Below are 16,464 nucleotides of genomic sequence, written 5' to 3' on the forward strand. Positions count from 1 at the left end.
CTCCTGTAATTATTTTAGGCCTATGCCTGTAAAAGCTTTTATAAAATTCTTTTGCAAGAAGAAAAATACTATTACTACAGGAATGGAAATCATTGTTGTAGCAGCCCATAACTGCTCTATATGTTTCCCTGGAATAGAACTGCTAAAACGGTACAATCCTAATTGTAAAGTCATTAAAGATTCATCCCTTAAATATAATAATGGCCCAAAAAAGTCATTCCAACTTCCCATAAAAGTAAGAATCATTATAGTAGCCAGTGCTGGTTTTGACATGGGTAAAACAATTTTCCAAAATATTTGCCATTCACTAGCACCATCAATACGAGCAGCTTCCAAATATGCATTGTCGATTTGCTTCATAAACTGCATCATCAAAAAAATATTATAAGCACTTATAGCTGCTGGAATAATAAGTACTCTATAAGTATTAATCCAATTCCAGTTATACATCATCATATAAGTTGGTATTAGTAACAAAATTCCGGGAATCATCATAGAGCCTAATATAATTTTAAATAAAACTTTTCTTCCTGGAATTTGTGTTTTTACGATTCCATACGCTACCATTGAAGAAAAGATAGTGTTTAATATTGTTACACTACCTGAAATAAAAATAGTATTTAAAAATAATCTCGGTACATCTAGTAACTTAAATACTCCTATATATCCTTTTAATGAAATTTCTCGTGGTAAAGCATTAGGGTGATGCATAATCTCTGGACCAGTCTTTAATGAGTTAATTACCATGAAAAAGAAAGGATATATTACTACAAAAGCTCCAGATATCAATATCGCATAGATTATAAAGTTTTTTATAACTTTATGTCTCTTTATTCTAATACCTTTTTTTATTTTTTTATTATCAACATATTTACACTCATAAGTTCTCTCCATTTAAATCCCTTCCTCTTCTCCTTTATTTAATATTCTTAGTTGTATCATAGTTAATAAGTAGATTATTGATGCTAATAATAAACCTGTTGCTGAGGCATCTCCCATTTGCATCTTATCAAAACCTTTAGCATATAAATACATAACTGGAGTTAACCCTGAATTATATGGTCCACCATATAAATCAAAATTCATGAATACTTCTGTGAACATCTGAAGTCCATTGATAATATTCATTGTTAATACAAAAACTATTTGGGGTTTAAGTAATGGTATGGTTATAGAAAATAATTTTCTAAACCAACCAGCACCATCAATGTCAGCAGCCTCATAAATACGTTGATCAATTGACATCAGTCCCCCTAAGAAGATAATCATCTGAACACCAAACCACTTCCAGCTGTTAAATACAGCTAATATAGGCATAGGTAGCCACTTATCGAATCTCCAAAATATGGGTTCACTAATTATATTCCATTTCATTAATAATGCTTGAATTGGCCCCTCAGGACTAGATATAAAGTTAAATATAATCATTGCTACGGTAATAGAAGTTATAACTGGTAAAAAGTAAATCGTCCTAAATAATGCACCACCGAATGTTATTTCTTTTAAAAGAATTGCAAAGGCTAAACCTAATAAAAACGTAAGAGCTATAAATATAGATTGATTATAAATTATATTAAATATTGATTTCCAAAATAGTTTATCTGATACAGCATCTATCCAATTTCCAAATCCAACAAAATGAGCTTTTTCTGGCTCTAGCACATTTAAATCAAGGAAACTATTCTTAAAAGCTAAAATAAAAGGATAAACTAAGAATACGCAAAAGTACATTATCCAAGGAGATATAAATATATAACCCCAGATATGTTTAGAGGATAATTTTTTTTTCATTTTTTCATCTCCTTTATTTAAGTTATCCTATTAAAACATCTGTCTGCAACTACTAGTAATATAGTTGCAGACAGTATTAATAATAGTTGATTTTATTTATTCTTTAATATCTCTCTTGCTTTTTTAGCAGCTTTTTCCCCACAGCTTCATCAGGACTTATTTTCTTTTCAATAACAGTTTCTATGTATACTTGTTGAATAATGTTTGCGACATCATCTACTTCAGCAAATGGTTCATTTGGTAGAGTATATTTAAGTTGCTCTACAAATGGTTTATTCTCTGGTAATTGGAAATATGGATCATTTTTTAATGACTTCAAAGTAGGAAGTTGTCCTAACGTTTTACAAGCTTCTAAATTCTTATCATCTCTCATAAGAAACTTAACTAATTCCCAAGCTAATTTTTCCTGTTCAGGTTTACTTTTAAATATCATTAAAGCACGACCATCTAGTGTAGACCAATGAGTATCTCCTTCCTTAGGAACAGGTATAGGAGCCACTCCAACATCTTTACCAATCTCCATTGGCTCACCTGCAGCTTCATCTAAATTAGCCTTCCATCCATAACCAAATTGAAGCCACATACCAATATTTCGAGAGAAGAAATTCTTTTCCATGTTTGGTGGTGCATACTCTTGAGCTTTTCTCATGAATTGAAAGAATTCACCCATTTTGGCATCCTCTTTATCAAATACTACATCAGTACCATATTTATTAAATAACTGATACTGCCCATTATTCATGTTGTAGTATATCTGGGTTAACATAGTCCAGTACCAGCCACCCCATGCTAAAGCTTCATTCCAAAATACAGTACCATATACTTTTGAACCATCCTCACGCTTTGGAAGTCTGCTTATCTTCTCCGCAGTTTCTAAGAATTCTTCAAAAGTTTTTGGCGGTTTATTTGGATCTAATCCTGCTTCCTTAAAAAGATTTTTATTATATATCATAAGCTGAGTAGTTGCATTCCATGGAACATAGTATAATCCACCAAAGTTTTTATTTATGTACCTTTCATCAATGCGTGCAAAAAGTTCATTATAATCTTCAAATTTTTCGTAATTCACTAATTTGCCCATTTTAGCATACTTGGCTGGCTGATACCCAAAAACACCTGCGTAAACATCTGGAGCATCACCTGCTGCGATTCTAGTATCTATGTTTTGGTCATCAGTAACAATTACTTTTACATTAGGGTACTCTTTTTCAAAATATGGGATTATATTTTCTTTCATGAATGAAATATAATCTCCAGCTGGAACCATTAATTCAATTTCACCTTTAAAATCTTCTTTACTAATAATATTTTCTCTAGTGTTATTATCTTGATTTCCTGTCTGTTGTTCTGTTTTTGTCTGATGACTAGAACACCCTGCAAAAGTCATGGTAACCATAACTACTGTAAGAAATAGTGAAATAATTCTTTTAAAATTTTTCATCAATATTTCCCCCTTCTCTTTTTAATTAAATTTAACTTTATATAAAAATATTTGATAATCAAACTTTGTAAATTTTTAGCTTATCTCTATAAAATCCTTTAAATTATATTTTTTATCTCAATTTTAAACAACTCTTTACTTATTTAATACCTGATTTAACTAATATTTTCTCTATTAGCTAAAATTAACTTGAATACTTCGTCAGTACTATCAATAGTTACTTTATATGAATAACCATCTTCATTTTCCCAAATTTCATCATAATTCAATGGAAGGTATTTTTTACTTGTTAATAAAATTTCTCCTTGCCCGAAGGTCTTTATTAACAATGTAACAGCTTTATTATCTTTTATTATGTCAAATATCTCTAATGTACTATAATTTACAACTATATCATCATATACTAGACAATTAATCGGTAGCATTACTCCACTACGAGGTGGTATCATTATCTCATTTCCATCAAATAATAATTGTCCTTTATAAGTAATTTTTGTTTTTCTAGCATACTCATCATAGTTATGAATGAACACAAACTTTTTACTATTTTCATCTTCTCTTATAACAACTTCCAAAAAATTATCAGTTTTATCTACTAAAGGTTTTAATTCTATTTCTTCTGCTATATCTAAAATAACTTGTTTTTTATAATGAAAGTCAAATTCCATACCTACTCCGAATACTACTACTTTTCCATCTCCCACATATTTAGAAAATGCAGTAATATCCTCTGTTTTATCCTTTTCTCTTACTGCAATTGTCTCAATATTATCTCCTTGATATGATTCAGAATATGATACAACTACAGAGTCCATACCCTTAACATTTAACTCATGTCTTACATGCAATCTATCCTTGAACTCAATGTCAATTCCATCTAAAAGAATAGTACAATCTTTACCATCAAAATCTTTAGTTGGCACTGTAGGGAATAACACTAGTTTCCCACCATTTTTTATGTATCTTAAAAGCTTCATTTGAATATCTGCTGACATCCAATCAGTTGTTAAAACCCATAAACTAGGGATTTTATCAACCAATATTTCGCTTTCTTTTAAAAGGTTATAACCTTCATATGAGATATTAGCTACGGTTAATCCCCTAATAACTCCATTAAATCCAAAGTGGTCACGATATGCAGTAATCTTGTTTACCATATCTTTCGTATATTCATTAAAATATTCAGTCATATAATAATCAGGATAAAACCCTAAGTATGTCTGTGTAGCTTTTTTAGTTGATAGTATTTCTTTTTCAAATATTCTGAACATTTTTCCTAAATACTTAATTTTATAGTAGTGTTCTCTTTCTTCTCCTTTAGAACTTAATGGAGCCTGCCACTCATGTCTTCTACCGAAAAGTCCAATATCTTCATAATTTTCTCCACCTGCAAACATATAGTAGTTAAGACCATTCATTCCATGGGCTACACATATCCTTGTATTCAAATCAAAGGCTGATGGTTGAAGCCTTGGTATATCAGATATACAGCCCCCTTGAAATTCAGCTGAGAATAATGGCTGTTTATCAGATTGTACTGCTTTAGTAAAGGCATTAGCTATTATTATGTCATGATAGTTATCATAATTAACATTACCTATATAATAGTCACCAGCTAATACAACTTTATCAATTTCAGCTGTATCATGGAGCTGAGATATCCCTATCGGATAAGCAATCCCACGTTTTGATAAGTCATGGGTTGTAAATCCATGAATATTTACAACAAATGGAACCTCTATTCCATAACCTTCTGCAATTTCCTTTAGCTTATTGATATATTTCTTATAGTAATTTCTCATGAAATAGCCCCATTCATAGTGAAGAGGTAATGCATAGTTTTCTTCCTGATTTAATGTATATTCAAATGCAAATTCCTCAAAACTTGAAACATTGACTCTAAATTTTTCTTTTAAGTTGTCTAAGCTCTTATATTCATCTATTAAGTAATCTCTAAAATAATTAAGAGTGATATCACTATAATCAGCTTGATTAGTTACCCATTGTAGCATTCCAACTTCATTATCCAGTTGAAACATTATAATTGGACCACCCTTTGTAATCTGATATGGCTCTATTATTTCACATACTGCTTTATACCACTTTGAAACCAATTCTAAGAACTTTGGATGCATATAGCTAACCACTTTAGTAGGATGAATCTGGCCATCCTGTTTTCTAGCTATAACCTCTGGATATTTATCAAGTACCCAATCCGGAAGACCTTCTTGTTTAAGTTCAGCCATCACATAAGGTCCTGGCCTAACCAGACAATAAACGTTTTCTTCATATAATAATTTTAAAAATGAATTTAAATCCCTTTCTGCACGAGTATAACCAGTTAGGTCAATTTTTCCCTCTTCTTGTTCGTGCCAAATCCATGGTATATAAGTACTTATCATATTACAACCAGCTTCTTTAATTTTTTGAATACGATTTCTCCACTCTTCTCTAGGAACTCTAAAGTAATGAAGTTCTCCACCGTATAACATTCTTTCATGTCCATTTATCATTACTTTTTCATTCTTAATGTCAATCATAACTTAATCCATTCCTCCCGCTTGTATTTCTACAAGAATTTCTAACCACTAATTCGACTGGAATCATTATTAATCTTTCACTCATCTGTTCTTTATTTAAGAGTTTCATCAATATCTCAACACATTTAGCTCCCCAATTAAACCTTGGAATATTTACTGTAGTAAGTTGAGGTGAAATATATTTTGATATATTAATATTGTCAAACCCTACTATGCCTATATCTTCTGGTATCTTAATCCCTAATTCCTTTAAAGCATTTATTGCACCAATAGCCATCTCATCATTGGAACAGAAAAAAGCTTCTGGTAAACTATTTTTCTGAGCATATTCCTTTACTATTTCATATCCACCTTTTTCTGTAAAATCGCTGTGAAGAACAAGTTTTTCACTAAATCTTTTATTATTATCAATTAACGCATCCTTATACCCCTGAAAACGTCTCCTGTTGTCATAGGAGTTGTCTGGTCCACTTATATAGCCAATCGTATTTATTCCTAACTTGATAAGGTGAGTAGTAATATCATAAGCTCCTTTTTTATTATCAAGTAAAATATTATATATATAATCATTATTTAACTCTCTATCCATTGTGATTATAGGGAAATTTCTATCGGCTACACTAATAAGTAAATCATCAGGGATGTATGGGTCAATTATAATTGCTCCATCGACTAATTTTTCCTTTAAAAACCTCTTTGATGAATTATTTGTGCAAACTATTAAATCATATCCAAAATTTTTACAGGAATCTTGAATACCTTGAATAATTTCATTGTAAAAGGGTCCACTAAAATCATGGACAAATAACCCTATAGTATTAGTTTTTTGCTTTTTTAAGCTTCTAGCTATTCCATTAGGATGATAGTTAAGCTCAACTGCTGCTTTCAGAACTTTTTCTCTTGTTTCTTTACTTACTCTTTCACCACCATTAAGAGCATACGAAGCTGTAGAAAGTGAAACCTTTGCTTTTTTTGCAACATCCTTTAATGTAGCCAAATCTTCTCTCCTTTCAATATGTTATTTCGAAACGTTTCGATGAATTGATAAAAAAATATATTTCTATTACTATTCCATTTTTTTGATTTTTTGTTTTCGAAACGTTTCGATTTTTGTTATAAAAAAATTGACTTAAAAATCGGTATAAATTATTATATTACTATACCATCATCTTCCTATTTAAATTTTAACTCAAAAATAATTTTTTGGCAACTGTTTTTTTGTATAATTTTTTGACAAACCGAAAGGATAGGTGATGGTATATGAAAAAATTTGTTTTATCGCAAGAATACGAAAAAAAAATAGAAACCTTATTAAATGAAATGACTCTAGAAGAAAAAATTGGACAAATGACCCAGTTTGGCCGCTGCAAAGAAAAGGAAATTCAATTAATACGCGAAGGCCGTATAGGTTCTCTTTTAAACGTAAGTGGTGCAGAAAAAATTAATGAATTTCAAAGAATAGCAGTAGAAGAGAGTCGTATTGGTATTCCACTTCTTATTGGTGATGATGTTATTCATGGATATAAAACTATTTTCCCAATCCCTTTAGCTGAAGCCTGTAGCTGGGACCCCGAATTGGTGCAAAGCACTGCAGAGGTAGCAGCAAAGGAAGCTATTACTGAGGGTATACGATGGATATTTGCTCCTATGGTTGATATATGTAGAGACCCTCGATGGGGTAGAATTGCTGAAGGGTCTGGAGAAGATACATATCTCGGTTCTAGGTTAGCAGAAGCAAGGATTATAGGATTTCAAAGCCTAGATGAAAGTAAATATCCTAGAACAGCTGCTTGTCCAAAGCATTTCGCTGCTTATGGTTGGGCAGAAGGTGGTAGAGACTACAATACCACAGATTTATCAGAAAGAGTTTTAAGAGAAACTATATTACCTCCTTTTAAGTCAGCAATTGAAGCAGGAGCATCTACTATAATGTCTGCATTTAATGATTTAAACGGAATACCCGCTTCAGGAAATTATTATTTATTAACACAAATATTAAAAAAAGATTGGCAATTTAATGGATTTGTAGTAAGTGATTGGAAATCTGTTGAAGAGTTAATCCCTCATGGATTTGCTAATGACGGAAAGGATGCTGCAGAAAAAGGCTTAAAAGCTGGAGTAGACATGGATATGCACTCTGGCGTATACATAGAAAATCTAAAAAATATAATTAACGAAAATCCTGAGCTATTAAAACTTATAAATGAATCAGTTAGAAGAATACTAAGAGTTAAATATTGGCTGGGACTATTCGACAATCCTTATGTAGATGAATCAATGTCAAAAGAAGTATTTCTTTCTAATGTTCATATAAGCAAAGCTAGAGAAGCTGCTAGAAAATCTATTGTATTACTTAAAAATAAGGATAATATTCTTCCTTTAGATAAAAATATTAAAAGAGTAACAGTTATAGGTCCACTAGCTGATGATAAAGTAAATCCATTAGGTTGTTGGGCTTGTAAAGGTAATCCTAAAACTGTAGTAACAGTATTAGATGCAATCAAATCTTCATTATCTTTAAATACTAAAATAACATTTGTAAAAGGCTGTGAAATTAATAAAGAAATTCCTAATGGTGTAAAAGAAGCTATAAAAGCATCACAAAATTCAGATATTATTATTGCCGTATTAGGAGAAAGTGCAGCTATGAGTGGTGAAAACCATAATAGAGCATACTTAGGACTCCCAAAACCACAGCAGGATTTAATTCATGCGATTAAAGCTAACACTACCACTCCTATAGTTACCATTTTAATGAATGGTAGACCTTTAGTCATCCCTTGGTTAGCAGAAAATGTGGAAGCAATTGTTGAAGCTTGGCATTTAGGTATACAATCTGGTAATGCCATCTGTGATGTGTTATTTGGTAATTATAATCCTAGTGGAAAATTACCTGTTACATTTCCAAGAGCCGAAGGACAGATTCCAATATATTACAATCACAAAAACACTGGCCGTCCTAATTTTAAGAAATATATTGATATTGAAGAAACTCCATTATATCCATTCGGATATGGATTAAGTTATAATATTTATAAATATTCTAACCTTAAGCTGAGTAAAAAGATTATTAAACCAAATGAAAGCCTTAAAGTTTGGGTAGATGTAACTAATACTGGAAATATGCCAGGAGAAGAAATAGTTCAATTATATATTAGAGATTTGGTAAGTAATTATACAAGACCGATTAAAGAGTTAAAAGGGTTTACTAAAGTTAGTTTCCAACCTGGTGAAACAAAAACTATACAATTTACTTTAACTGCAAAGGAGCTAAGTATTTTAGATAAAAATTATAATTTAGCAGTAGAACCTGGAGAATTTTATGTATGGGTAGGTCCAAATTCTCAAGAAGGGCTCAAACAAAATTTTTTTATAAAATAGAATATACTAAATTTCTTTACACTCTCTAATATTTTAGTTATATTTAAATAAACAAAATAAAATTAAGCCTAACCATATCTTTATAAAAGATGGTTAGGCTTAATAATTAATATTTAGACTTCAAACTTCTTTACTGCATCTATAAGTTGTTTTGTCATTCCTGTTAAGCTTTGTGCCGATGCAGCAACTTCTTCTGCTGAAGAAGCCATTTCCTCTGATGATGCAGATATTTGTTGAGTTGCTGATGATGTTTCTTCAACAACTTGACTTACATTTTCAACCTTATTTAAAACCCTATCTTTTGATTCAACTGTATGATTAATTGATTTATATGTATTTTCAATAAGTGGTGCTACATTTTCTACTGATTCTATTATGTCTTCAAAAGAAGATGTAGTACTAGTTACTATTTCTGTCTGTGATTTTACAAAGCCTTCAACATCCTTTGCTGTATTTATTACTTGATTAGATTCCTTAGATATTGATTCAATTAAGCTCTGTATCTCAACTGTAGATTTTTTAGATTCCTCAGCTAAGTTTCTTACCTGCTCAGCTACAACCGCAAATCCTCTTCCTGCTTCTCCTGCTCTAGCTGCTTCTATATTTGCATTTAATGCAAGTAAATTGGTTTGCTCTGAAATATCAGCTATAACATCTGTAATTTTTCCTATCTCAGATATAGATGACGATAAATTCATTACATTATTTAATACTACATCGAAAGAATTTCTAATATCATCTACGGATTTTAATAGTACATCTAATTGTTCTTTTCCGTCCTTTGCTTTGCTCGTTGTATCATCGGTATGTTGTCTTACAGATTTTAATTGGTCATATATGTTATCAATATTATTTGTTAAATCTTCTAATAAATTAACAACTTCCGTTATATCATTTGCTTGATTTGTAGCTCCTTTGGCTACTTCTTGTGTTGTGGCCGCAACCTCTTGAGATGCCGAAGACATTTCCTCTGATATTGCCGATAATGATTCTGCATGGTCTTCTACATTTACTGAAGTATCCTTTATATTTTTAATCATTTCAGATACGTTTTTAACCGTTCTATCTAATGCTTTTTTCATTTTACCGAATTCATTGTTATAGTCAGTTTTTAAGTCTATATTAAAATTCCCTTCAGCTACCGTATTTAACTTGTCTACCATTTCTTCAGATTCTTTTTTTATAATTTTTATAATAACGAAGGCAACTACACCCAATATAGCAATTATAATACCTAATAAGATTAAAAATGCTTTAATACTGTTATTAAATATTTGGTCACTAGTCTGTTTTTCTTTAGCGGCATGTTCTTCTTCATAATCTCTTAATTCTTTTATTTTATTATCCAAGTTATTCGATATATTTACCATTTCATTTATATGTGATTGTGGTAAAGAATAGCCTTTGCTTAAATAGTTATCTCTACCCTTGTCCCATAGTTCCATATATTTTATATAGTCTGCTTCTAAGCTGTCCACTAGTCCTTTTTCCTCATCATTAATATCTATCCCCTTATACTTTTTAAAATAATCTCTTATCTTAGTATCATATTCTTTTATACTCTTGTTAATATCATCTGTATATTCTGTTAATGCTTTATTAGCAGCAATCCTTATGTATAAATAATTTGCTCTAATTGATGTTATGTAAATAATAGATTGTAAATTGTTGTTATATATATCCTCTAAGTTGTTATTTATAGTGCCCATATTGGTAAATCCAATAGCTCCAATAACGCCTGTAGCAATAACCGATAGTATTACAATAGATAAAATCAAATTAATTACTTTTAATCCTCTAAGCTTATTTAACACTATATACCCTCCTATGTTTTAATTTTATTTCCACAATTAATTGTGAATAATAATAATAAATTGGGTACTATAGCTTTGATTATTAATGTTACCACGATTTGTATATACGACTTGGTAAATAATTCAAAATGTGTTCTGTTTGACATTATATCACTTTATTACCTTAATTTCTAGGTTTTTCCCAATTATATTTTTTCTTTGGGACTTTATTCCTATTTTTATTTATTTTCAATCATAGCTTGTAAATTTTAAGTTAATTTCTTTTTAAAAAACAAATGCGACTACGTCGCTTTGTTAGTTAGTGGTTCGTTGTTAGTAGTAAGCAGCATTTTAGTCAGTTCTTAGTTCTCAGCTCTTAGTTCTCAGTTCTTAGCTCTTAGGTTTTGGTCAAATACTCTTAGGTCTCTACCACTATTTTCTCCATGCTCCAACCTCTGTATATAGCTTGATTATAGCATATATTGTAAATATACTTTCTTTAACAAAAAAAAGCGAGCTTTTGCTCGCTTTTTGGTAATCAATTATTCATCCTTTTCCTTTTGTACTTTTCTCCAGTGATAAATCCAAAATGCTCCTGCTATAAGAGCTGCAGAAATACTAGAAACTAATCCTTTTATATTCATTCTTTTCTGTCTATCCTGTTCCCTTTCCACATAGGCATCATATTCTTTTTGAATTTCCTCTTCTGTTTTAGAATATACTGTTTCTGGATTATCTCCTCTGTTACGATATTTTTCTTTATATATCTCGTAGGTCTGTATATATCCATCGTTAACTAATACTACGTCCATTAAATTATCTACTGTCTGTATTAAGCTCACAATAAAAATTATTAATGTTATAAGACACACTAAATACAAATATAAACTTCTTAAATTAAATTTCTTTGTCATATTAGACATCCTCTCATATACACATTTTTCACTTCAATACTACCTTTTCCCCTTCTAATGTAACTTTTATATGGTCTCCTTCTTTAAATCTTTTTCTTAAATACTCTTCAGCTATTTCATCTTCTATATATCTTTGAATAGTTCTTCTTAAAGGTCTTGCTCCATATTTTTCATCATATCCTTTTTCTAGTATAAATTCTTTAACTTCGTCTGATATTTCTATAGTCATATCTTTTTCCTTGGCCTCTTCAATTACTTCTTTAAGCATAAGGTCTACTATTTTTCTAAGTTCTTCTTTAGTTAATTTAGTAAACACTATAGTATCATCTATTCTATTTAAAAACTCAGGTCTAAAGGTTTCTTTAAGTGCATCATTTACACTCTCTTCTAAAGCATAATAATTATCCTTTGCAAATCCCATTCCAGTTGACTTGAAGTTAGTTCCAGCATTTGAAGTCATAATTATAACTGTGTTTTCAAAATATACAGTTCTTCCTTGACTGTCAGTTAATCTTCCATCTTCTAGTATTTGAAGTAATAAATTAAATACTTCTGGATGTGCTTTTTCAATCTCATCTAAAAGTATTACAGAATAAGGTCTTCTTCTTACCTTTTCAGTTAAGAAACCACCTTGATCATATCCCACGTATCCTGGAGGAGCTCCTATTAACTTTGATACAGTGTGTTTCTCCATATATTCCGACATATCTATGCGAATCATCGCTTCTTCTGTTCCAAATAGCTCTTGAGCCAATGTTTTAGCCAACTCAGTCTTTCCTACTCCAGTAGGCCCTACAAAAATAAAGGATGATGGTTTCTTTTTCTTTCTGAATCCAGAGCGATTCCTTCTTATGGTTCTAGCTAAACTTTCAATAGCTTTGTTTTGTCCAATTACACGTCTATGCAATCTCTCTTCTAAGTTTAATAACTTCTTGGCTTCTTCCTCTGTAATCTTTTGTACTGGTATTTTAGTCCATGCCTCTATTACATATGCAATATCCTCTTCTGTAATCTCTATTTCACTACATTCTTTTTCTATATTTTCGATTTTTTCTTTAATCCTACATTCTTCCATTTTATATTCAGCTGCTTTTTCATACTCATTATTAAAAGCTGCTTCTTCTTCTTGCTCTTGTATCTTTTTAAGTTCTTCCTTTAAAGCTTCTATTTCCACTAAACCTTGATTTTTTAAATTAACTCTAGAACCAGCTTCGTCTATTACGTCTATTGCTTTATCTGGTAAATATCTATCGTTAATATATCTCTCTGACAATCTGACCGCTGCTTCAATAGCTTCATCAGTTATTTTCACTTTATGATAATCCTCATAATAATCCTTTATACCCTGTAATATTTCTATACTATCTTCTATAGTAGGTTCTTCAATCAATACTGGCTGAAATCTTCTCTCAAGGGCAGAATCCTTTTCTATATGTTTCCTATATTCTTCAAGGGTTGTAGCCCCTATAATCTGAATTTCGCCTCTAGCTAAAGATGGCTTCAGTATATTAGCAGCATTCATAACACCGCCTTGTACTTCTCCTGCTCCTGCAATATTATGAACTTCATCTATTACAAGTATTACATTACCACATTCTTTAGCTTCATTTAGTATAGCTTTCATACGTCTTTCAAATTGTCCTCTAAACTGAGTTCCTGCTACAATTGCAGTTAAATCTAAAAGATATATCTCTGTATTAAATAACTTTGAAGGAACTTGCTTTTCTACAATCCTAACAGCTAACCCTTCTGCTATAGCGGTTTTACCTACTCCTGGTTCACCAATCAATACTGGATTATTTTTAGTTCTTCTATTTAAAATTTGAACTACTCTATCTATCTCTCTATGTCTACCAATAATTCTATCTACTTCGTTATTTGCAGCCTTAGCTGTTAAATTAACTCCATATGTGTCTAAGTGTTTTTTCTTTTTTTTCTTAGCTTTTTTGTGTTTGGATTTTTCTTTTTCCTCTTTGTTCTTTTCTTTTTGATATGACTCATCCTTTTTATCAGAAACTACTTCTTCTTCAGTATCGTTCATATCATCTACATTATCCGATGCTGGAAAAGAGCCGTTAAATAATTTCATAAGCATGTCATTGTTATCAAATTCATTTATGTCCATATCTTCAAACATTTCATTAACTTGCTCTGTAAGGTTCTCTATATCTTCTGGGTTCATTCCTGTCTGCTGTAAAAGCTGATCTACTACAGGAATACCCATTTTTTTAGCACACTCTATACATAATCCAACTACTTCTGGTTTTCCATTTTCAAATTTAGTAGTATATATAACTGCTATATTCTTTTTACAAATTGAACATTTTTTCATATTTATCATCTCCATATTTTAATATGGTATATTTTTTTGTTTCATTATATTATATCACACTATTATAACATAGACTAATATTACTGATTTATGGTTTTTATAGGTTTGTTTCTTATTTTGTGGTTATTATTCCAACATTTAGCGTTATTTCAGATTATCTCTTATTTTTATTAAATAATCATAGTTAAGATGAAAATAAAAATTCCACTAATATATACATAACTATCTATATTATGCATATACTTTTTTAATAAATCAAATAATATTTTTTTACTAATAGAAGAAACTATTAAAAAGAGATAAGTATATGCTTGTACATTATTTAATAATTTTAAAAATGGAGGGTTTATATTGGGTAGTGTAAACATTGATTGGAAAAATTTAAGGTTTGAATATATCAAAACAGATTATCGTTATGTTTCAAGATACAAAGACGGAAGCTGGGATGAAGGAAAACTTGTAGAAGATAATAAACTTTGTATAAGTGAAGCATCAACAGCTCTACATTATGGTCAGCAATGCTTTGAAGGATTAAAGGCTTATCATACAAAAGAAGGAAAAATTCAACTTTTCAGACCTGATGAAAATGCTAAACGTATGAATAAAAGTTTAAAAAGACTATTAATGCCTGAAATACCAGAGGAAAAATTTATTGATGCATGTATGCAGGTTGTTAAAGCAAATGAAGAATATGTACCACCTTATGGTTCAGGTGCAACACTTTATTTAAGACCCTTTGCAATAGGTGTTGGTGACAATGTTGGTGTTAAACCTGCTCCTGAATATCTATTCTGCGTATTTTGCGTTCCAGTAGGTCCTTATTTCAAAGGTGGATTAAAACCTGTAAACTTCACAGTAGCAGAGCATGATAGAGCTGCACCTAAAGGAACAGGTGGAGTAAAGGTTGGAGGTAACTATGCTGCAAGTCTTCTTCCCCATGAAATAGCAGTAGAAAAGGGCTATGCCGATTGTATCTACTTAGACCCAAGTACTCATACTAAAATTGAAGAAGTTGGAGCGGCTAACTTCTTTGGTATAACTAAAGATGATAAATTTATAACTCCAAAGTCAGAATCTATTCTTCCAAGTATCACTAAATATTCATTGATGCATGTGGCTAAGGAATACTTGGGAATGGAAGTAGAGGAAAGAGATGTTTATATTGATAAATTAGATGAATTTAAAGAAGCAGGAGCATGTGGAACAGCCGCAGTTATAACACCTATTGGTGGTATTGAATACAATGGTGACTTCCACGTATTCTATAGTGAAGAAGAGGTTGGACCTGTTACAAGAAAGCTTTATGATACTCTTACTGGAATTCAGTTTGGTGATGTAGAAGCTCCTAAAGGGTGGATTAAAGAAGTTAAATAAGAAAGCGACCAGAAATGGTCGCTTTTATGCTAATTCTAATGCAACTTCCATCATATCTGTAAATGTTTCCTGTCTTTCCTGTGGTGTAGTTACTTCTCCAGTAATAATATGGTCCGATACTGTCACTATTGAAAGGGCATTTACTCCATGTTTTGCTGCAGTAGTATATAATTCAGCTGTTTCCATCTCAACTGCTAATATTCCATAATCTGCACATAATTTTAAATCTGTAGCTTCGTCATCATAGAATAAATCTGTTGTTAAAACATTACCTACTTTAGGCTCTATACCTTTTTCTATTGCTATATCATAGGCTTTTTTAAGTAAACTGAAGTTTGCTGTTGGAGCATAGTCTAATCCTGAAAATCTTCTTTTATTTACTCCTGAAGTAGTTGAAGCACTCATTGCAATTATAATGTCTCTAATCTTAACGTCTTTGTTTATAGCCCCACAGCTACCTATTCTTATTAAGTTTTTAGCACCATAGAACTTAATTAATTCATTTACATAAATAGATATTGATGGCATACCCATACCTGTTCCTTGTACAGAAACCTTTTTACCTTTATATGTTCCTGTATATCCGTACATTCCTCTTACTGTATTATAGCATTTTGCATCCTCTAAATAGTTTTCCGCTATGAATTTTGCTCTTAATGGGTCTCCAGGAAGTAAAACCGTTTCTGCTATATCCCCATCATTAGCCATTATATGTAAATGCTTTGACATAAAACCTACCTCCTAAAATATTATTCAAACAAAGTATAAACTTTTTTTGTGATTTTATACCTATAACATAATATAAATTTGTTTTATATACATATTTAGATTATAACATATAAAACATTTGTTTTCTGCATGTTTTCTGCAAATTTCGACTAAATTTTCCCCTAATTAT

Annotated in this window: 11 protein-coding genes; 2 read left to right on the forward strand and 9 right to left on the reverse strand. The window is 30.8% G+C overall.

Going from position 1 to position 16,464, the window contains the following annotated elements:
• Window positions 1-9: 9 nt before the first annotated feature.
• From L21TH_RS03630 to L21TH_RS03650, 5 genes are all read right to left on the reverse strand, one after another.
• Window positions 10-894, reverse strand: a complete 885-nt coding sequence (locus tag L21TH_RS03630) for a carbohydrate ABC transporter permease (protein ID WP_006309203.1) — start codon at window positions 892-894, stop codon at window positions 10-12.
• Window positions 895-1,791 carry a carbohydrate ABC transporter permease gene (locus tag L21TH_RS03635; protein ID WP_006309204.1) on the reverse strand — a complete coding sequence of 299 codons (897 nt, stop codon included), beginning with the start codon at window positions 1,789-1,791 and terminating at the stop codon, window positions 895-897.
• A gap of 103 nt (window positions 1,792-1,894) precedes the next feature.
• Window positions 1,895-3,232: an extracellular solute-binding protein gene (locus tag L21TH_RS03640; RefSeq protein WP_006309205.1), complete on the reverse strand. Its 1,338-nt coding sequence runs from the start codon at window positions 3,230-3,232 to the stop codon at window positions 1,895-1,897.
• A 155-nt stretch (window positions 3,233-3,387) separates the two neighbouring features.
• Window positions 3,388-5,772: a beta-galactosidase gene (locus L21TH_RS03645; protein WP_006309206.1), complete on the reverse strand. Its 2,385-nt coding sequence runs from the start codon at window positions 5,770-5,772 to the stop codon at window positions 3,388-3,390.
• Window positions 5,765-6,769, reverse strand: coding sequence for a LacI family DNA-binding transcriptional regulator (locus tag L21TH_RS03650; protein WP_006309207.1), 1,005 nt, complete (start codon window positions 6,767-6,769; stop codon window positions 5,765-5,767). Before L21TH_RS03650 ends, L21TH_RS03645 begins: the two co-directional genes overlap by 8 nt.
• Before the next feature lie 263 nt (window positions 6,770-7,032).
• Between L21TH_RS03650 and bglX the strand changes: the two genes are divergently transcribed.
• Window positions 7,033-9,153 carry a beta-glucosidase BglX gene (gene bglX, locus L21TH_RS03655; protein WP_006309209.1) on the forward strand — a complete coding sequence of 707 codons (2,121 nt, stop codon included), beginning with the start codon at window positions 7,033-7,035 and terminating at the stop codon, window positions 9,151-9,153.
• Window positions 9,154-9,266: 113 nt separating this feature from the next.
• Here bglX and L21TH_RS03660 read toward each other — a convergent pair whose 3' ends face one another.
• The 3 genes from L21TH_RS03660 to L21TH_RS03670 form a co-directional block, all read right to left on the reverse strand.
• Window positions 9,267-10,967, reverse strand: coding sequence for a methyl-accepting chemotaxis protein (locus tag L21TH_RS03660; protein WP_006309224.1), 1,701 nt, complete (start codon window positions 10,965-10,967; stop codon window positions 9,267-9,269).
• A gap of 521 nt (window positions 10,968-11,488) precedes the next feature.
• The gene (locus tag L21TH_RS03665) at window positions 11,489-11,860 is read right to left on the reverse strand and encodes a hypothetical protein (RefSeq protein ID WP_034429220.1); all 372 of its coding nucleotides are present in this window, start codon (window positions 11,858-11,860) and stop codon (window positions 11,489-11,491) included.
• Between the two features lie 28 nt (window positions 11,861-11,888).
• Window positions 11,889-14,192, reverse strand: coding sequence for an ATP-dependent Clp protease ATP-binding subunit (locus L21TH_RS03670; RefSeq protein WP_006309227.1), 2,304 nt, complete (start codon window positions 14,190-14,192; stop codon window positions 11,889-11,891).
• 351 nt (window positions 14,193-14,543) lie between these two features.
• Between L21TH_RS03670 and L21TH_RS03675 the strand changes: the two genes are divergently transcribed.
• On the forward strand, window positions 14,544-15,566 hold the full coding sequence (locus L21TH_RS03675; protein WP_006309228.1) for a branched-chain amino acid aminotransferase: 1,023 nt from the start codon (window positions 14,544-14,546) through the stop codon (window positions 15,564-15,566).
• Between the two features lie 24 nt (window positions 15,567-15,590).
• On the opposite strand, the gene deoD is transcribed toward L21TH_RS03675, so the two are convergent.
• Window positions 15,591-16,295 carry a purine-nucleoside phosphorylase gene (gene deoD, locus L21TH_RS03680; RefSeq protein WP_006309229.1) on the reverse strand — a complete coding sequence of 235 codons (705 nt, stop codon included), beginning with the start codon at window positions 16,293-16,295 and terminating at the stop codon, window positions 15,591-15,593.
• Window positions 16,296-16,464: the final 169 nt, after the last annotated feature.

The organism is Caldisalinibacter kiritimatiensis (assembly GCF_000387765.1).
GTDB lineage: Bacteria > Bacillota > Clostridia > Tissierellales > Caldisalinibacteraceae > Caldisalinibacter > Caldisalinibacter kiritimatiensis.

Coding starts and splice junctions, on each gene's coding strand:
- L21TH_RS03630 (WP_006309203.1), bottom strand. CDS start 894: ATGGAGAGAACTTATGAGTGTAAATATGTTGATAATAAAAAAATAAAA.
- L21TH_RS03635 (WP_006309204.1), bottom strand. CDS start 1,791: ATGAAAAAAAAATTATCCTCTAAACATATCTGGGGTTATATATTTATA.
- L21TH_RS03640 (WP_006309205.1), bottom strand. CDS start 3,232: ATGAAAAATTTTAAAAGAATTATTTCACTATTTCTTACAGTAGTTATG.
- L21TH_RS03645 (WP_006309206.1), bottom strand. CDS start 5,772: ATGATTGACATTAAGAATGAAAAAGTAATGATAAATGGACATGAAAGA.
- bglX (WP_006309209.1), top strand. CDS start 7,033: ATGAAAAAATTTGTTTTATCGCAAGAATACGAAAAAAAAATAGAAACC.
- L21TH_RS03665 (WP_034429220.1), bottom strand. CDS start 11,860: ATGACAAAGAAATTTAATTTAAGAAGTTTATATTTGTATTTAGTGTGT.
- L21TH_RS03670 (WP_006309227.1), bottom strand. CDS start 14,192: ATGAAAAAATGTTCAATTTGTAAAAAGAATATAGCAGTTATATATACT.
- deoD (WP_006309229.1), bottom strand. CDS start 16,295: ATGTCAAAGCATTTACATATAATGGCTAATGATGGGGATATAGCAGAA.